At 73.5% G+C, this 17,314-nt stretch carries 16 protein-coding genes; 4 read left to right on the forward strand and 12 right to left on the reverse strand.

Going from position 1 to position 17,314, the window contains the following annotated elements:
- Positions 1-11: 11 nt before the first annotated feature.
- On the forward strand, positions 12-1,139 hold the full coding sequence (locus tag ACI79Q_RS05775) for an HRDC domain-containing protein (protein WP_456614363.1): 1,128 nt from the start codon (positions 12-14) through the stop codon (positions 1,137-1,139).
- A gap of 195 nt (positions 1,140-1,334) precedes the next feature.
- Here the strand turns inward: ACI79Q_RS05775 and ACI79Q_RS05780 are convergent, their stop codons facing one another.
- The 3 genes from ACI79Q_RS05780 to ACI79Q_RS05790 form a co-directional block, all read right to left on the reverse strand.
- Complete coding sequence (locus ACI79Q_RS05780) at positions 1,335-2,621, reverse strand: sugar ABC transporter permease (protein ID WP_456587777.1); 1,287 nt, start codon at positions 2,619-2,621, stop codon at positions 1,335-1,337.
- 10 nt (positions 2,622-2,631) lie between these two features.
- Positions 2,632-3,438 (reverse strand): ATP-binding cassette domain-containing protein, encoded by an 807-nt coding sequence (locus tag ACI79Q_RS05785; protein WP_456614364.1) that lies wholly within the window; start codon positions 3,436-3,438, stop codon positions 2,632-2,634.
- Between the two features lie 146 nt (positions 3,439-3,584).
- Positions 3,585-4,679 carry a sugar ABC transporter substrate-binding protein gene (locus ACI79Q_RS05790; protein ID WP_456614365.1) on the reverse strand — a complete coding sequence of 365 codons (1,095 nt, stop codon included), beginning with the start codon at positions 4,677-4,679 and terminating at the stop codon, positions 3,585-3,587.
- A gap of 220 nt (positions 4,680-4,899) precedes the next feature.
- Here ACI79Q_RS05790 and ACI79Q_RS05795 point away from each other — a divergent pair, with 220 nt between their 5' ends.
- Positions 4,900-6,105 (forward strand): thiolase family protein, encoded by a 1,206-nt coding sequence (locus tag ACI79Q_RS05795; RefSeq protein ID WP_456587774.1) that lies wholly within the window; start codon positions 4,900-4,902, stop codon positions 6,103-6,105.
- Entirely contained in the window at positions 6,102-8,189 is a 2,088-nt protein-coding gene (locus tag ACI79Q_RS05800) for a 3-hydroxyacyl-CoA dehydrogenase NAD-binding domain-containing protein (protein ID WP_456614366.1), read from the forward strand. The genes ACI79Q_RS05795 and ACI79Q_RS05800 overlap by 4 nt, the downstream gene beginning before the upstream one ends.
- 135 nt (positions 8,190-8,324) lie before the next feature.
- Here the strand turns inward: ACI79Q_RS05800 and ACI79Q_RS05805 are convergent, their stop codons facing one another.
- Entirely contained in the window at positions 8,325-8,729 is a 405-nt protein-coding gene (locus ACI79Q_RS05805; protein WP_456614367.1) for a VOC family protein, read from the reverse strand.
- Positions 8,730-8,807: 78 nt separating this feature from the next.
- Between ACI79Q_RS05805 and ACI79Q_RS05810 the strand changes: the two genes are divergently transcribed.
- Complete coding sequence (locus ACI79Q_RS05810) at positions 8,808-9,398, forward strand: TetR family transcriptional regulator (protein ID WP_456598869.1); 591 nt, start codon at positions 8,808-8,810, stop codon at positions 9,396-9,398.
- 111 nt (positions 9,399-9,509) lie between these two features.
- Here ACI79Q_RS05810 and ACI79Q_RS05815 read toward each other — a convergent pair whose 3' ends face one another.
- The 8 genes from ACI79Q_RS05815 to ACI79Q_RS05850 form a co-directional block, all read right to left on the reverse strand.
- Complete coding sequence (locus ACI79Q_RS05815; RefSeq protein ID WP_456587770.1) at positions 9,510-10,184, reverse strand: hypothetical protein; 675 nt, start codon at positions 10,182-10,184, stop codon at positions 9,510-9,512.
- Positions 10,181-10,762, reverse strand: coding sequence for a SigE family RNA polymerase sigma factor (locus ACI79Q_RS05820; protein ID WP_456614368.1), 582 nt, complete (start codon positions 10,760-10,762; stop codon positions 10,181-10,183). The genes ACI79Q_RS05815 and ACI79Q_RS05820 overlap by 4 nt, the downstream gene beginning before the upstream one ends.
- 80 nt (positions 10,763-10,842) lie before the next feature.
- Complete coding sequence (locus ACI79Q_RS05825) at positions 10,843-11,127, reverse strand: thiamine-binding protein (protein ID WP_456587768.1); 285 nt, start codon at positions 11,125-11,127, stop codon at positions 10,843-10,845.
- Positions 11,124-13,043, reverse strand: coding sequence for a 1-deoxy-D-xylulose-5-phosphate synthase (gene dxs / locus ACI79Q_RS05830; protein ID WP_456614369.1), 1,920 nt, complete (start codon positions 13,041-13,043; stop codon positions 11,124-11,126). Before dxs ends, ACI79Q_RS05825 begins: the two co-directional genes overlap by 4 nt.
- 108 nt (positions 13,044-13,151) lie before the next feature.
- A complete protein-coding gene (locus tag ACI79Q_RS05835; RefSeq protein ID WP_456587766.1) occupies positions 13,152-13,520 on the reverse strand; it encodes a hypothetical protein in 369 nt (122 codons plus the stop codon).
- Between the two features lie 87 nt (positions 13,521-13,607).
- The gene (locus ACI79Q_RS05840; protein ID WP_456587765.1) at positions 13,608-13,838 is read right to left on the reverse strand and encodes a DUF4177 domain-containing protein; all 231 of its coding nucleotides are present in this window, start codon (positions 13,836-13,838) and stop codon (positions 13,608-13,610) included.
- Between the two features lie 67 nt (positions 13,839-13,905).
- The gene (locus ACI79Q_RS05845) at positions 13,906-15,267 is read right to left on the reverse strand and encodes a class I SAM-dependent RNA methyltransferase (RefSeq protein ID WP_456587764.1); all 1,362 of its coding nucleotides are present in this window, start codon (positions 15,265-15,267) and stop codon (positions 13,906-13,908) included.
- A complete protein-coding gene (locus tag ACI79Q_RS05850) occupies positions 15,260-17,305 on the reverse strand; it encodes an APC family permease (protein ID WP_456612889.1) in 2,046 nt (681 codons plus the stop codon). Before ACI79Q_RS05850 ends, ACI79Q_RS05845 begins: the two co-directional genes overlap by 8 nt.
- Positions 17,306-17,314: the final 9 nt, after the last annotated feature.

Here is a 17,314-nt window from a genome sequence, read left to right on the forward strand (position 1 = left end):
CCACCCAGCTGGTGGAGTACGCCGAAGCGCTGCGCGCGGGTCGCGGCCCCGTCGCCGTCGACGCCGAGCGGGCCTCCGGCTACCGCTACGGGCAGCGGGCCTACCTGGTGCAGCTGCGCCGCGACGGGTCGGGCACCGGCCTGCTCGACCCGATCCCCCTGCCCGACCTGTCGGTGCTGCAGGAGGCGATCGCCGACGCCGAGTGGGTGCTGCACGCGGCGAACCAGGACCTGCCCTGCCTGGCCGAGATCGGTCTGGTCCCCGCCCGGATCTTCGACACCGAGCTGGCTGCCCGCCTCGCGGGACTGCCCCGGGTCGGGCTCGGCGCCGTGGTCGAGTCGCTGCTCGGCTTCTCGCTGCAGAAGGGGCACTCCGCCGCCGACTGGAGCACCCGCCCGCTCCCCGAGGAGTGGCTGGTCTACGCCGCGCTCGACGTGGAGGTGCTGGTCGACCTGCGGGACGCGCTGGCCGCCATCCTCGAGGAACAGGGCAAGACCGAGTGGGCGCGGCAGGAGTTCCAGGCGATCCTCGCCGCCGGCCCGCCGGCGCCCCGGCAGGACCCGTGGCGCCGCACCTCGGGCGTGCACGGCCTGCGCAGCCGGCGCCAGCTCGGCATGCTCAAGGCCGTCTGGGAGGCGCGCGACGAGCTGGCCCGCAAGCGGGACGTCGCGCCCGGCCGGGTGCTGCCCGACTCGGCGATGGTGGCCGCCGTCCAGGCCGACCCGAAGAACGAGGGCGCCCTGCTGGAGCTGCCGGTGTTCCGCGGCCGGGCCAACCGCCGGCTGGTGGCGCACTGGTACAACGCGCTGGCCCGCGGCAAGGCGCTGCCGGAGGACGAGCTGCCGCCGCACAGCAGGCCCGGTGACGGGCCACCGCCGGTGAACCGGTGGGCCGATCGCGATCCGGCGGCCGCCGCCCGGCTGCAGGTGGTCCGCGCAGGGCTCGCCGAGCTGTCGGAGAAGCATGCCGTGCCGGTGGAGAACATCCTCTCCCCCGACCTGGTGCGCCGGCTGATGTGGAGCCCGCCGGAGCCTCGGGAGCCCGGCGCCGTGGCGGATGCGCTGCGGGCCGGCGGCGCCCGCGAGTGGCAGATCGAGCTCACCCGCGACCTGCTCGCCGACGCGATCACCCGCGCCTGAGGAAGGACCCCGACGCCCCCCACCGCTCGCACGCTCGCGGTGGGTCCCTGCGCCGGGGCCGCAGGAGGGCAGGTCCCTGCGCCGGGGTCAGGAGGACGAACGACGACGCCGGCGCCGCCCGCGGGGTGCGGACGACGCCGGCGCCGGCGTGGTCACCTGCCGCCCGCCGGCGCTGAGCACGGCGGGCGGCAGGGGTCATCGTCGGGCCGTGGCGGCCCGTCGGCGGGCGAGCGCGTCGACGCCCGCGGCGAGCAGGAGCACCCCGCCGGTGATGATGAAGTTGAGGTACGCGGCCACCCCCAGCAGCCCGAGCCCGTTGGCGATGATCGCGATGACGAGCCCACCCAGGACGGCGTCCCGGGCCCGGCCACGCCCACCGAAGAGGCTGGTGCCACCGATCACCGCGGCCCCGACCGCGTAGAGCAGGGTGTTGCCGGCACCGGCGTCCGGGGTGACCGAGCTGAGCCGGGAGACGGCGAAGATGCCGCTGAGCGCCGCCAGGCTGGAGGACAGGACGAAGACGCTCACCCGGATGCGGGTGACGTTGATGCCCGCGCGCCGCGCCGCCTCCGCGTTCCCCCCGACCGCGTAGATGTGCCGGCCGTAGCTGGTGCGGCTCAGCACGAAGGTGAGCAGCAGCAGGAGCACGATGACGATCGGCACCGCGTAGGGGATGCCCTGCAGGTCGATCGCGGCGGCCAGCGCCCGGTCGACGCTGAGGATCGCCGTCGCCGCCAGCACGACCGCCGAGATGACCGCGACGCGGAGCAGGACGACGACCAGCGACTGGTGCGCCAGCCCCCGCGCCCGCTGGCTGCGCCACCGCCACAGCTCGGCGACGGCGTAGACGACCACGACCCCGATCGCCAGCACCCAGCCCCACACGACCGGGAGGTTCTGGTTGATCAGGCCGACGATGACCTCGTCCCGGACGGGCACGGTCCCACCCTGGCCGATCAGCCAGAGGGTGACGCCCTGCCAGCCCAGGAACAGCGCCAGGGTGACCACGAAGGAGGGGATCCCGACGATGCCGACGAGGCTGCCGGTGAACAGCCCGATGAGCGCGCCGACCGCGACCGCGGCCAGCACGGCGACGTACCAGGCCACGTCCGCCTGCACCAGCAGCTGGGCGAGGACGGCGGCGCAGACACCGCTCACGACGCCGGCGGAGAGGTCGATCTCCCCCAGCAGCAGGACGAAGACCAGGCCCATCGCCAGCACCGTGATCGGGACGGCCTGGGTGAGCAGGTTGGCCAGGTTGATCGGTGTCAGGAACGTGTCCGGCCGCAGCACGGTGAACAGGACTCCCAGGACGACGATGCCCAGGATGGCCGGCAGCGCGCCGAGGTCACCGGCCCGCAGCTTGTTCACGTAGCCGCGGACGGCGCCGCCCAGGGAGTTGTCCTGCCGGTCGCCCTCGAAGCCGGCGGCCGGCTTGTGCGGCCCGCTCGCCTCCGCGGCGGTCAGGGTGTTGCTCGACATGGAAGTCCTCTCAGTCCTCGAGCGCTTCCGGCGCGAGCCCCAGCTCGCCGGAGCGGCCAGAGGTGATCAGCTCGATGACCTGGGTGCGGTCGACCTCGGAGATGGGGACGTCCGCGGCGACCCGACCCAGGTACAGGGCGGCGACCCGGTCGGCGACCTCGAACACGTCGACCATGTTGTGGGTGATGAACACGACGGCGTGGCCGGTGTCGGCGAGGCGGCGGACCAGGTCGAGCACCTGACGGGTCTGCGCGACGCCGAGCGCGGCGGTGGGCTCGTCCAGGATGACCAGCTTGGACTCCCAGAGGACGGCCTTGGCGATGGCGACCGTCTGCCGCTGCCCACCGGAGAGGCTGGACACCAGCTGGCGCACCGACTTCAGCGTGCGCACCGACAGCTTGGTGAGCGTGTCCCGCGCGGCCTCCTCCATCGAGGCCTCGTCCAGGACGATGCCACGCTTGCGCTCCCGGCCGAGGAACATGTTCTGGACGACGTCGAGGTTGTCGGCCAGCGCGAGGTCCTGGTAGACGACCTCGATGCCCAGGCGCGCCGCGTCGCGCGGACCGTGCAGCTGCACCGGCCGACCCTCGAACTCGACGGTGCCGGAGTCGATCGGGTGGATGCCGGCGATCGACTTGATCAGCGTGCTCTTGCCCGCGCCGTTGTCACCGACGAGCGCGGTGACCTTGCCGGGGTAGACGTCGAGGTGGACGTCGTGCAGGACCTGGACGGCCCCGAAGCTCTTGTTGACCCCGCGCAGGCTGAGCGTGGGCTGCTCCGAGGTCGTGGTGGTCGGGCTCTGTTCGAGTGCGGACACCGATGCGTCCTTCCGCAGGGGGCCGGCCCGTCGGGGGCCGGAGGGAGACAGTCTGGTGCCCTGGGGTCCGCGGGTGGCCGGGGACCCGCAGGGCGGGCGGCAGACGGCCGGGGCGCCCGACTGGTGGGCGCCCCGGCCGGACCGGCTCAGGAGATGCCGAGCTCCTCGCAGGCAGCCGCGTACTCGCCCGTGCAGACGTCCTCGGCCGACTGGTAGCCGTCCTCGATGACCTGGTTCACGTTGTCCCGGAAGATGGAGACCGGCTCGAGCAGCACCGCCGGCACCTCGCGCTCACCCTCGGGGTCCTCGACCGAGCCGTCGACCTCGGGCTCCTCGCCGTTGACGAGGGCGACCGCGAGCTCGGCCAGGGCGTTGGCCTCCTCCTCGATCGGCTTGTAGACGGTCATGCACTGGCGCTCGGCGAGGATGTTCTGCAGCCCCTCGACCGTCGCGTCCTGACCGGTCACCGGCACCTGCCCGGCGACGTTGTTGCGGGCCAGGATCGACACGACCGCGTTGGCCAGGCCGTCGTTGGCGGCCAGCACGCCCTGGATGTCACCGCCGGCCTGGGTGTACATCTGCTCGAAAATGGTGGCGGCCTGCTGGTTGTCCCAGTCCGGCACGGCCTGCTCGGCCACGACGGTGTACTGGTCCATCGGGTCGAGGACCTCGTGCGCACCCTGCGAGAAGAGGGTGGCGTTGTTGTCGTCGGGCGAGCCGTTGAGGAAGGCGATGTTCGCCGGCTCGTCGCCCAGGCACTGGGCCAGGCCCTCGCCCTGCAGGCGACCGACCTGCACGTTGTCGAAGGAGACGTAGTAGTCGCTCTCCCCGCCGAGGGTCAGCCGGTCGTAGTCGATGGTCTGCACGCCCTGGCTCTCGGCCTGGCGCTGGATGGCCGCGCCGGAGGCCGAGTCGAGGTTCGTGATCGCCAGGACGGTGACGCCCTCGGTGATCATCTGCTCGGCGATGGTGTTCATCCGCTGGGCGTCGCCCTGCGCGTTCTGGATGTCGTACTCGACGCCGGCCTCGTCGAAGGCGGCCTCCAGGAGCGGGCGGTCCGCGGACTCCCAGCGGGCGGAGGACGCGGTGTCGGGGAGGATGACACCGATCTTGCCGGCGGCGTCACCGCCGTTGCCGCCACCGCTGCCGCCATTGCCGCCGCTGTCGTCGCCACCACACGCGGCCAGCCCGAAGACCAGGGCCGCAGCGATCGCCGTCGTCACCGTGCGCCGTCGCGCCATGAGAGGGACCTCTATTTCGTTGGGGTTGCAGAGAAATTCCGGCGGGTCATCTTGCGCAGCTGTCGGTTGTGACCGCAAGCACACCCCGGAGCCGTTGCCGGACCGTGATCCGGAACCCCCTCGATCGGGTTCGTGCCGCGCTTGGACCTCCGGTTACCGGCGGGTAACTTCTAGCCGGACGGGCCCTCCCGGGCCCGCTACGAACTCCTGCGGAGGTCCCATGTCCCGCTCGCTGCGTGAGGTCGTCTTCGTCGACGGCGTGCGCACCCCCTTCGGCAAGGCCGGTCCGAAGGGCATCTACGCCGAGACGCGCGCCGACGACCTCGTCGTGCGGTGCATCCGCGAGCTGCTGCGCCGCAACCCGGCGCTGCCGGCCGACCGGGTCGACGAGGTGGCCATCGCCGCCACCACCCAGATCGGCGACCAGGGCCTGACCCTCGGCCGCACGGCCGCGCTGCTGGCCGGGCTGCCGAAGACGGTCCCCGGCTACTCGATCGACCGCATGTGCGCCGGCGCGATGACCGCGGTGACCACCACCGCGTCCGGCATCGCCTTCGGCGCCTACGACGTCGCCATCGCCGGCGGCGTCGAGCACATGGGCAACCACCCCATGGGCGAGGGCGTGGACCCGAACCCGCGGATCGTGAGCGAGAAGCTGGTCGACCCCTCCGCGCTGGTCATGGGCTCCACCGCCGAGAACCTGCACGACCGGTTCCCGCACCTGACCAAGGAGCGCGCCGACGCGTTCGCGCTGGCCAGCCAGCAGAAGTACGCCAAGGCCGTCGCCAACGGGCAGATCGGCCCGGAGCTGGTGACCGTGGCGACCCGCTCGGCCGAGCACGGCTGGGGCGTCGCCACCGTCGACGAGCCGCCGCGGCCGCAGACCACCCTCGAGGGTCTGGGCACGCTCAAGACGCCGTTCCGCCCGCACGGGCACGTGACCGCCGGCAACGCCGCCGGTCTCAACGACGGCGCCACCGGCTGCCTGCTCGCGGCCGAGGACGTCGCCCAGGAGCTGGGCCTCGACATCGGCATGCGCCTGGTCGGCTACGGCTTCGCCGGCGTCGAGCCCGAGGTCATGGGCATCGGCCCGGTGCCCTCGACCGAGAAGGCGCTGGCCCGCACCGGCCTCTCCATCTCCGACATCGGCCTGTTCGAGCTGAACGAGGCCTTCGCCATCCAGGTGCTGGCGTTCCTCGACCACTTCGGCATCGCCGACGACGACGAGCGCGTCAACCCGTGGGGCGGCGCGATCGCCGTCGGCCACCCGCTGGCGTCCTCCGGCGTCCGCCTCATGACCCAGCTGTCCCGCCAGTTCGCCGAGCGGCCCGACGTCCGCTACGGGCTGACCGCCATGTGCGTCGGCCTCGGCATGGGCGCCACCGTGATCTGGGAGAACCCGAACTGGGAGGGGTTCCAGAAGTGACGAACGCCGTCTTCGAGAACGAGGTCGTGACGCGCGCCCTGGTGCGGTTCGTGACCCACCCGGGCCTGGCCGGGGAGATCGCGCTGATCACCCTGGACAACGGGCACGACCACACCCGCCCCTCCACCTTCGGCCCGGGCGGCCTCGCGTCCCTGGACGCCGCGCTGGACGAGGTCGCGGCGCACACGCCGGCCCCGGCGGCGATCGCCGTCACCGGCAAGCCGTTCATCTTCGCCGTCGGCGCCGACCTCTCCGGCGTCCCGTCGGTGACCGACGAGGCGACGGCACGGCAGATCGCCGAGACCGGCCACCGGGTGTTCCGGCGGCTCAAGGACTCGACGATCCCGACGTTCGCCTTCGTCAACGGCGTGGCGCTGGGCGGCGGGCTGGAGCTGGCGCTGCACTGCCACTACCGGACGATCAGCGGCACGGCCGCGGTCGCCTTCCCCGAGGCGTTCCTCGGGCTGGTGCCCGGCTGGGGCGGCACCCAGCTGCTGCCGAACCTGATCGGCATCGACGCCGCCGTCACCGTCATCGTCGAGAACGCCCTGGCGCAGAACAAGATGACGCCGGCGCCGAAGGCCGCGAAGCTGGGCATCGCCGACGCCCTGTTCGAGCCGGCCGACTTCCTGGAGCGGTCGATCGAGTGGGCCGTCGGCGTGCTCGACGGCTCGGTGGCGGTCTCCCGGCCCGAGATCGACCGCTCGGCCTGGGACGACGCGATCACCCGCGCCCGCGGCATCGTGGCGGCCCGCACCCGCAACGCCTCCCCCGGCGCCGTCCGCACCGTCGAGCTGCTCGACCTGGCCCGGGCCGGTGTCGAGGGCGAGGCCTTCACCGCCGGCACCGCCGCCGAGGACGACGCACTCACCGAGCTGCTGATGAGCGACCCGCTGCGGGCCTCGCTCTACTCGTTCGACCTGGTGAACAAGCGGGCCAAGCGGCCGGCCGGCGCGCCGGACAAGTCGCTGGCCCGGAAGGTCACCAAGGTCGGCGTCGTGGGCGCCGGGCTGATGGCCTCGCAGCTGGCGATGCTCTTCGTGCGCCAGCTGAAGGTGCCGGTGGTGCTCACCGACATCGACCAGGCGCGCGTGGACAAGGGCGTGGCCTACGTGCACGGCGAGCTGGACAAGCTGGCCCAGCGGGGGCGGCTGAGCTCCGACAAGCTCAACCAGCTCAAGGGCCTGGTCACCGGCTCGCTGTCCAAGGACGTCTTCGCCGACGCCGACCTCGTCATAGAGGCGGTCTTCGAGGAGATGTCGGTGAAGCAGCAGGTGTTCGCCGAGGTCGAGGCGATCGTGTCCGAGACCTGCGTGCTGGCGACCAACACCTCGGCGCTGTCGGTGACCGAGATGGCCGCCAAGCTCGAGCACCCCGAGCGCGTGGTCGGCCTGCACTTCTTCAACCCGGTCGCCGTCCTCCCGCTCCTGGAGGTCGTGCGCGCCGAGCAGACCGACGACGCCACGCTGGCCACCGCCTTCGCCGTCGGCAGGTCGCTGAAGAAGAGCTGCGTGCTGGTGGCCGACGCCCCGGCGTTCGTCGTCAACCGGCTGCTCACCCGGTTCCTGGGCGAGGTCACCTCGGCCGTGGAGCAGGGGACGCCGGTCGAGGTGGCGGAGCGGGCGCTCGACCCGCTGGGCCTGCCCATGACGCCGTTCGAGCTGCTCTCGCTCGTCGGCCCCGCGGTCGCGCTGCACGTCGCCGAGCGCATGCACGAGGCCTTCCCGGACCGGTTCGCCGTCGGCGAGGGGCTCAAGCGCGTCGTCGAGCTCGGCAAGTCGAGCGTCTTCGTCGAGCCGGGCGTCGTCGACCCGGAGCTCGCGGACGCCTTCGCCGGCGACGAGCCGCTCACCGCGGAGCAGGTGCACGACCGCGCGGTCGAGGCGCTGGCGCAGGAGATCCGGCTGATGCTGGACGAGGGCGTCGTGCAGGCGGTGCAGGACATCGACCTCTGCATGATCCTGGGTGCGGGGTGGCCGTTCTGGCTGGGCGGCATCTCGGCCTACCTGGACCGCACCGGCGCCTCGGAGAAGGTCACCGGCTCGCGGTTCCTCCCCCAGGGCGTCGCCTCCCTCCCCGCGTGATGATGATCAGGTGACCTGATCGTTCCGGGTCCTGGCTCACGGTCAGCGCTGAGCCAGGACCCCACACGGTGAGCCAGGACGCACGGCCCCGCACGTCGACGACGACGCGCGGGGCCGTTCGTCGTCCGCCACCGCTCAGCGGTAGCTGTCGACGTACTCCCCCGAGGGCGGGATCACCGTGATGACGTCGACCAGCACGCCCTCCGGGCCCGCGAGCACGAAGTGCCGCTGCCCGAACGCCTCGGTGCGCAGCGGCAGCACCGCGGTGAGCCCGGCGTCGAGGACGAGCCGGCGGTACTCGGCGTCCACGTCGTCGACCTCGATGTTGACCAGCACCCCGGCGGCAGCCGCGCCGCGGTGGGACGCCGGCACGGTCGGGTGGTCGGGATCGAGCACGGCGAGCTCCCAGCGCTCCCGGCGGAGGCTGACGTACCAGTCGGACTCGAACGTCGGCTCGAAGCCGAGGTGCTGCCGGAAGAACCCTGCGGTCGCCTCGACGTCGTGGCTCATCAGCACGGGGTACACGCTCGTCACGGACATGACGGCTCCTTACGTACAGTCTGTCGGTAAGTGTCGCCGACGTTATACCTGCACGCTGTACGTATACAAGGAGGTCCGGTGCCACGACGCAGCCGGGAGGAGAGCGAGGCCACCGCCGCACGCGTGCTGGAGGCGGCCACCGAGCTGTTCGCCCGTGACGGGTACGCCCGGGTGGCCCTCGAGGCGGTCGCCGCGGCGGCCGGGGTCACGCGGGGCGCCGTCTACCACCACTACGCGGGCAAGGCCGAGCTGTTCCGCGCCGTGGTCAGCGGCGTCCAGTTGCGGGTGGCCGATGCGGTCGCAGCCGCAGCCGAGGCGGAGACCGACCCGTGGCGCGGGCTCGAGGCGGGCTGCCGGGCGTTCCTCGCGGCGAGCTCCGCGCCGGGGATGCGGCGGATCGTGCTCGTCGACGCGCCCGCCGTCCTCGGCTGGCAGGAGTGGCGGACGGCCGACGCCGCCGGGTCGGGGCGGCTGCTGGCCGAGGCGCTCACCCAGCTGCACGACGCCGGCCGGCTCGGGGACCGTCCGGTTGGCGCCACCGCAGCCCTGCTGTCGGGGGCGATGAACGAGGCCGCGCTGTGGATCGCGGCGGAGCCGGACACGGCCGCGGCGATCGAGGAGGCCTGGGCGCCCCTGTGCGACATGCTCCGCGCCCTGCGCCGCGACTGAACCGGCACCCGCCCGCCGTGCTGCGACGCCCGGGGTGGGACGCCCGTGCCCGGTCCCGTACCGCTCGGCGCGCCGGGACCGACCGCGCAGCCCCCTCCGGTCAGGAGCGGCTCACCCGACGCCGCGCACGGCCTCCTCGGTGATGTGAACCCCCTCGGCGAAGCGGGCGGCCTGCTCCGGCGACCAGCCCAGCGCCCGCGGGACCTGGACGGCGACCGGCTGGCCGGTCACCGGGTCGACGTAGTGCAGCAGGTGCTCGACGCCGATGTCGACGGCTCCCGGCGAGTCCGGATCGACGCCGCCGTCCACGACCACGCCGTCGGTCGTCCCGACACGGACCGGCACTCCCCCGGACGGGGCGGGAGCGTGCGTCGAGCGCAGCAGCACGGTCAGCTTGCCCGCGTACTGCGCCGGGTCGGTGTTCTCCGCGTCGGCCGGCGCGATGGTGAGCGCGTGCTCGGTGACCCCCTGCACGACCCACCCCTGCGGCACCGCGTCCACCACGAAGCCGGCCGGCTGGACACCGGTGTAGTCGACCAGCGCGATCCCGGCCGTCGCGATCCGGGGCGGCTCGTCCGGCGGCGCGGACGGCGGCACCGCACCGCCGCCCAGCAGAGCGGCGCCGGCCAGCGCGCCGGCCGCGAGCAGCCCGGCGACGCCGGAACGCCGGACCCGCCGACGGGCCAGCGCACGACGACCGCGGGCGAGGTCGGCCCGCACGGTCTCGGGTCGCACGGTGGTGTCGACCGAGGCGGCGGCCTCGCGGAGCAGCGCGGAGAGGTTCACCGGTTCCTCCCGCAGGTCGAGGCGGTGCGGTTCTCGTCGACGGGTACCGGACCCGCCCGATCGGGTGTGGCATCCGGCACCGGGGCCGCACCCAGCGCGCGACGCAGGTGCTCCAGCGCGCGCGAGGTCTGGCTCTTCACCGTGCCCTGCGAGCAGTTCAGGACGTCCGCGGTCTCCGCGACGCTGAGCTCGTGCAGGTAGCGGAAGACGACGGCGGCCCGCATCCGCGGCGGGAGCTCGGCCAGGGCCGCCCCCACGCGGCCCAGCCGGTCGTCGGTCTCGGTGTGCGCGTGGTCGGCCGGCACGTCGGGGAGCTCTCCGTGGGAGCGCTCGCGTCGCCGCCACGGGCGTCGTGACTCGTCGACCAGGGTGTTGACGAGGATGCGTCGCGCGTAGGCCAGGCGGGCCCGGGGCGCGCGGACCCAGTGCCAGGCCAGGTAGAGCCGGGTGAGGGCGATCTGCACGAGGTCCTCGGCGAGATGGGTGTCCCCCGCGGCCAGCATGGTCGCGGTCCGCAGCAGGTCACCGCGGTGGCGGACCACGAAGTCGTGGAACGCCTCGTCCCGAGCCGTCCTCACGGCATGTCCGTTCCGTGCATGACTTGAAGACGGAACCGGCGTCGCGGAGGTTGCATGACCGCCGGCCCCGCCGGACGGACTCAGCGGAACTTGGCGGTCAGGCTCTCCATCGTGCGGTTCACCGACGCGACCTTGATGTGCGAGAGCCCACCGGCGGCGCCGGCCGCGAGCATCGCCTCGTGCGCGGCCCGCAGCGTCGCCCACACCTCGTCGGCCTCGCCCTCGAGGGTCGTGCCGAGCGCCCCGACCTCGTAGCGCAGCCCCGACGCCTGGATGACGGCGATCGCCGCCTCCACGTGGGCGTGCGGGTCCTCCGCGGTGCCGGGCGGCGACGGCGCCACCTGGATCTCGGCGACGACGGTCATCGCCGGCCCTCCTCGACCGACTCGACGACGTGCTCGTCGCGGGACTCGGCGAGCCGGGCCGTCCACTCGGCTATCCGGCGGGCGACGTCCTGCTCGGTCAGCCCCGCGTCGGCCAGCACCTGGCCACGGCTGCCGTGCTCGAAGAACTGCTGCGGCAGGCCGAGGGTGCGCACCGGCACGTCGACGTCGCGGTCCTGCAGCGCCTGGGAGAGCGTGGTCCCCACCCCCCCGGCGCGGCCGCCGTCCTCGACGGTGACGACCAGGCGGGAGCCGGCGGCGAGCTCGAGCAGCTCTTCGGAGACCGGCAGCACCCACCGCGGGTCGACGACGGTCACCTCGATGCCGTGGTCGGCAGCGCGCTCGGCGACCGCCAGGCACATCGGCACCATGGAACCGACGGCGACCAGCAGCACGTCCCGCCGCTCGCCACGGCGCAGCACGTCGACCGGCCCGCGTCGCTCGACCGCCGGGATGTCCGGCGGCAGGGAGCCCTTCGGGAACCGCACGACCGACGGCCCGTCGGAGACCTCCACCGCCTCGCGCAGCTCCTCGCGCAGGGTGGCCTCGTCGCGCGGCGCGGCCAGCCGCAGCCCCGGGACGACCGAGAGGATCGACATGTCCCACATGCCGTTGTGCGAGGCGCCGTCCTCACCGGTCACCCCGGCGCGGTCGAGCACCACCGTCACCGGCTGGCGGTGCAGCGCGACGTCCATGAGCAGCTGGTCGAACGCCCGGTTGAGGAAGGTGGAGTAGACGGCGACGACCGGGTGCAGCCCAGCCATGGCCAGCCCGGCGGCCGAGGTGAGCGCGTGCTGCTCGGCGATGCCGACGTCGAAGGTGCGCTCGGGGAACCGCTCGGCGAACGGCGCCAGCCCCGTCGGGTGCAGCATCGCTGCCGTGATGGCGACGACGTCGGGACGCTCGGCGCCGACCCGCACCAGCTCGTCGGCGAAGGCGTCCGTCCAGGGCCGCCCGGTCTTGCGGGCGCTGGTCCCGCTGTCGGGGTCGAAGACGCCGGTGGCGTGCCAGGCGTCGATCTGGTCGGTCTCGGCCGGCGGGTAGCCGAAGCCCTTGGTGGTGACGGCGTGCACGATCACCGGCCCACCGAACGAGCGGGCGCGCCGCAGCGCGGACTCCATCATCTCGACGTCGTGACCGTCGACCGGGCCGACGTACTTCATGCCGAGGTCCTCGAACATGCCCTGCGGTGACAGGACGTCCTTGAGGCCCTTCTTGATCGCGTGCAGCGCGTCGTAGAGCTTGGTGCCGACGACGGGGGCCCGGTGCAGCGCCTGCCGGACGGCGGCCAGCGCCTCCTCGTACCCGGGGCGCAGCCGCAGGGTGGCGAGTGCGTCGGCGACCCCGCCGATCGTGGGCGAGTAGGAGCGCCCGTTGTCGTTGACCACGATGACGACCGGGCGGTCCTGGGCCGCGGCGATGTTGTTCAGCGCCTCCCAGGCCATGCCGCCGGTCAGTGCGCCGTCCCCGATCACCGCGACGACGGGGCGGGAGTCACCGCGGATGGCGAAGGCCTTGGCCAGGCCGTCGGCGTAGGACAGCGACGTCGAGGCGTGGCTGTTCTCCACCCAGTCGTGCTCGCTCTCGGCGCGGCTGGGGTATCCGGAGAGCCCACCTCGCTGGCGCAGCCGCTCGAAGCCCTCGACGCGGCCGGTCAGCATCTTGTGCACGTAGGACTGGTGGCCGGTGTCGAAGACGATGGGCTCGCGCGGGGAGTCGAACACCCGGTGCAGGGCGATCGTCAGCTCGACGCAGCCGAGGTTCGGGCCGAGGTGCCCCCCGGTCCTGGCCACGCTGGTGACCAGGGCGTCACGGACCTCCGCCGCGAGGGCGGGCAGCTGCTCGGGGGGAAGGGCTCGAAGGTCCTCCGGACCCCGCAGCGATCGCAGGAGCGGCACGGTGCGGCGGTGTCCTCTCGGTCTGGGCGGAGGCTGCTGAGCAGCCGCCGACCCACTGTAGCTGCGCTTCACGGGTACTTCCGGTCGAGCGGGTGCTGCGGATGCAGCTCACAGCCGGGGAACCCACCGTTCACCCCGCAGCGCACCGCCGACGACCTCCACCCCGCGGGCGGCGGCGGCCAGCCGGGCGCCCTCCCGTTCGTAGGCCCCCATCGCCGCCTCGATGGCCTCGGGCGGGAGCTGGTCGGCCAGCTCGACGCGCAGCGTGCGCCAGCCGGCGCGCGCGGCCTCCAGGCCGGCCGCGACGTGGTCCCCGGCGAAGCGGGCGAGCAGCACCGGGTACCGGCGGAGCACCTCGTGCGCGCGGTAGTCCGGCGGGACGAGGTCGAACAGCCAGGCGACGGCGGTGCGCTCCCAGTCCGGCGCGCCGGGTGGGCGCACCTCCTCCGGCCAGCCCGGCGGCAGCGTCCTGTCCACGGCACCAGTCTGCCGCACCGGTCGAACATCCGTTCGACGGCGTGCCGGTGCCCGGGTGCCCGCGTCAGCCGGCGGGCGGCGCCGTCGTCAGGAGCCGACCTGCCGCTTGAGCCAGAACTGCTCGAACCCCCAGGTGCCGGCACCGCTGGAGTGGTAGCTGACGAGCTCCCACCCCTCGGCACCGAGCTTGTTGAGCACCGAGCTGGTGTCGCCCTGCTGCCGTTCCGACTGACCGCCGGGGAGCTTGACGCTCACTCCGGCCCGCTGCGACTCGGCGTCGTTCGCGGTGATGACCGAGGCGTATTCCCACGTGGGCACAGGGAGACGGTATCCAATGGGCATCCGGCGGGTGACGGCAGCAGGACGGGAGGCGGTTCCGTCGCGGTCACCGGCCGGCCGGCACCAGCAGCGCCACGCACTCCACGTGGGCGGTCATCGGGAAGGCGTCGAACCCGCGCAGCGCGGCCAGCCGGTAGCCGGCCTCCCCGAACGCCGCGACGTCCCGGCCCAGCGCGGCCGGGTCGCAGGCCACGTAGACGACGGCGCGGGCCCCGCTGCCGGCCAGCAGCCGGCTCACCGCCGTCCCGGCACCGGCGCGGGGCGGGTCCAGGACGACGACGTCGGGCGCGGCGCCGAGCTCGGCGAGCAGGCCCCCCAGCCCGTCGGCGTCCACCTCGCCCTGCCACACCTCGGCCTGCGGGAGCGCGGCCAGGTTGGCGTCGGCCGCGGCGCAGGCGCCCGGGTCCTGCTCCACGCACACCACCCGGCCCTGCTCGCCGACGGCGGGGGCGAGAGCACCGCCGAAGAGGCCCGCGCCGGCGTAGAGGTCGAGGACGAGCTCCCCCGGAGCCGCCGCGGCGAACTCCGTCACCGCCGCGACGAGCGCGTCGGCCGCGGCCGGGTGCACCTGCCAGAAGCCGGTGCCCTCGACCTCCCAGTCGCGCCCGCCCGCCCGCCGCTCGGCGCGGCCGGCCGGCTCCGCGGGCAGTTCCTCCCCCGCCCGCAGCACCTCGGTGGCCTGCACCCGGCCCCGGCGATCCAGCCGCGCGGTGGTCACCGTGCCCGCCGAGTCGACCGAGACGTCGACGGCGCCCGCCCCCGGCCAGCGCCGTCCGAGGACCGCCCGCGCCGCCGGCTCCACGGTGATCGGGCAGTCGTCGAGGGGCACCACGTCGTGCGACCGGTGCCGCCGCAGGCCGGGCGCGCCGCCGTGGTCGACGGCGAAGCGGGCCCGCGAGCGCCACCGCAGGGCGCCACCGGGCAGCTCCTCGACGGCGAGGCCGGCCACCACGGGGTCCTCGGGGTCGAGCCTGCCGAGCCGGACCAGCTGCTCCCGCACCACCGCGGCCTTGAGCCGGTGCTGCTCGGCCGGCTCCACGTGCTGCCAGTCGCAGCCGCCGCACTTCCCGGGGCCGCTGTACGGGCAGGGGCGCTCGACCCGCCCCGGTGCCGCCACCAGCACCTCGACGGCATCGGCGCGGCAGAAGCCGGGGTGCCGGTCCTCGGTCACCCGCACCCGCACCCGCTCGCCGGGCAGGGTGTGCCGGACGAACACCACCCGGCCCTCGTGCCGGGCGACGCAGTGCCCGCCGTGCGCGACCGGACCGACCTCGACCTCGAACTCCCGCCCGGTCCATCCCAGGCCCTTGGGAGCGTCGGGCGCCTTGGCCGCGGAGCGCCTACGGCCCCGCTGCAGGGCCCCGCCCCGAGCCTGCGAGGGGTGAGGAGAACGGGGTCCTTCATCCATACGGGGTCACGTCCATCTCGTCGTCGGTGTAGCCCCGCCGGAGGTCACCGGGCGCGGGCCCGCCGCGCCGCCCGTCGGCGTCGTCGTCGTGCCCGGCGGTGCTCTCCAGCTGCCATGGCACCGTGGTGATCATGACCCCCGGCTGGAACTGCAGCCGGGCGCGCAGCCGCAGCGCGCTCTGGTTGTGCAGGACGTTCTCCCACCAGTGGCCGACGACGTACTGCGGCACGAAGACCACCACCAGCTCGCGCGGGCTGTCCCGCCGGATGCTCTTGACGTAGTCGAGCACCGGGCGGGTGATCTCCCGGTACGGCGACTCCAGCACGGTCAGCGGCACCGGGATGTCGTAGCGCTGCCAGTCGGCCTGCAGCGCCCGGGTCTCGGCGTCGTCGACGTTGACCGTCAGCGCGGTGAGCGCGTCGGGACGGGTGGCCCGGGCGAAGGCCAGCGCGCGCAACGTCGGCTTGTGCACCCTGGAGACGAGGACGACGGCGTGCACCTTGCTCGGCAGCGTGCGGGCGTCGGTGTCGGGTTCCAGCTGCTGCGACACGTTCGAGTAGTGCCGGTTGATGGCTCTCATCAGGAGGAACAGCACCGGCATGGCCAGCAGCACCAGCCAGGCGCCGCGGGTGAACTTGGTGACCACGATGATCAGCAGCACGACGGTGGTGAGCGACCCGCCGACGAAGTTGATCGCCTGGGAACGGCGCATGCGCCGGCGGGTGACGGGGTCGTCCTCCGCGCGCAGCTCCCGGTTCCAGTGCCGCACCATCCCCCACTGGCCGATGGTGAAGCTGGTGAACACCCCGATGATGTAGAGCTGGATCAGCCGGGTCACGTCGGCCTCGAAGACGACGATCAGCAGCCCGGCGAAGCCGGCCAGCAGCAGGATGCCGTTGCTGTACACCAGCTTGTCGCCGCGGGTGTGCAGCTGCCGGGGCAGGAAGCGGTCCTGGGCCAGCACCGATCCCAGCAGCGGGAAGCCGTTGAACGCGGTGTTGGCGGCCAGGATGAGGATGAGCGCGGTGGCGGCCTGGATGTAGTAGAAGCCGACCGAGGTGTCGCCGCCGAAGGTCGCCGCGGCCAGCTGGGCGATGACCGTGCGCTGCGGCTCGGTCTCGCAGGCGGTGAAGCCCACCAGGTCGCAGGGGAACTCGGTGTACTTGACGTCGCCGAGCAGGGCCAGCGCGGTGACCCCGGCGAACATGAAGGCGGCCAGCCCGCCCATGAGCGCGAGCGTCGTGGCGGCGTTGCGGCTCTTCGGCGGCCGGAACGCCGGAACGCCGTTGGCGATCGCCTCGACCCCGGTCAGCGCGGTGCAGCCGGAGGCGAAGGCGCGGAGCGCGAAGAACACCAGCGCCAGCCCCGCCACCTGCTCGTAACCGGGTTCCGGGGTGATCGAGTACTGGGCGCTCTCGGCGACGACCGGGTTGTCGGTGAAGAAGTCCCGGATGAGGCCGGTGACGATCATGATCATGATCCCGGCCACGAACATGTACGTCGGCAGCGCGAAGGTCCGGCCCGACTCGCGCAGCCCGCGCAGGTTCGCCGCCGCGAGGATCGCCACCAGGCCCAGCGCGATGGCCACGCGGTGCTCGTTGAGCGCGGGGAAGGCGGAGATGATGTTGTCGGTGCCGGCCGAGACCGACACCGCCACGGTGAGCACGTAGTCGACCAGCAGCGCGCTGGCCACGACGAGGCCGGCGAACTGGCCGTGGTTCTTCATCGCGACCTCGTAGTCGCCGCCACCGGAGGGGTAGGCACGCACCACCTGCCGGTAGGAGAGCACCACCGTGATCAGCAGGAGCACGACGAGCAGCGCGAGCCAGGGGGCCAGGTAGAGGAACGCCGTGCCCGCCAGGGTCAGCACGATCAGGATCTCCTGGGTGGCGTAGGCCACGGAGGAGAGCGGGTCGCTGGCGAAGATCGGCAGCGCGAGCCGCTTGGGCAGCAGGGACTCCCCCGCCCGGTCGCTGCGCACGGGGCGGCCGAGGACGAGGCGTTTCGGGAGTTGTCCGAGGTCGGACAGGCTTGGCACGGCGCGATG

The sequence above is a fragment of the Blastococcus sp. SYSU DS0828 genome (assembly GCF_054050975.1).

Excerpts from the sequence above, each read along its gene's own strand:
- ACI79Q_RS05780 (WP_456587777.1), bottom strand. The coding sequence starts at position 2,621 with ATGTCGAGCAACACCCTGACCGCCGCGGAGGCGAGCGGGCCGCACAAG.
- ACI79Q_RS05790 (WP_456614365.1), bottom strand. The coding sequence starts at position 4,679 with ATGGCGCGACGGCGCACGGTGACGACGGCGATCGCTGCGGCCCTGGTC.
- ACI79Q_RS05795 (WP_456587774.1), top strand. The coding sequence starts at position 4,900 with ATGTCCCGCTCGCTGCGTGAGGTCGTCTTCGTCGACGGCGTGCGCACC.
- ACI79Q_RS05805 (WP_456614367.1), bottom strand. The coding sequence starts at position 8,729 with ATGTCCGTGACGAGCGTGTACCCCGTGCTGATGAGCCACGACGTCGAG.
- ACI79Q_RS05825 (WP_456587768.1), bottom strand. The coding sequence starts at position 11,127 with ATGACCGTCGTCGCCGAGATCCAGGTGGCGCCGTCGCCGCCCGGCACC.
- ACI79Q_RS05845 (WP_456587764.1), bottom strand. The coding sequence starts at position 15,267 with ATGGATGAAGGACCCCGTTCTCCTCACCCCTCGCAGGCTCGGGGCGGG.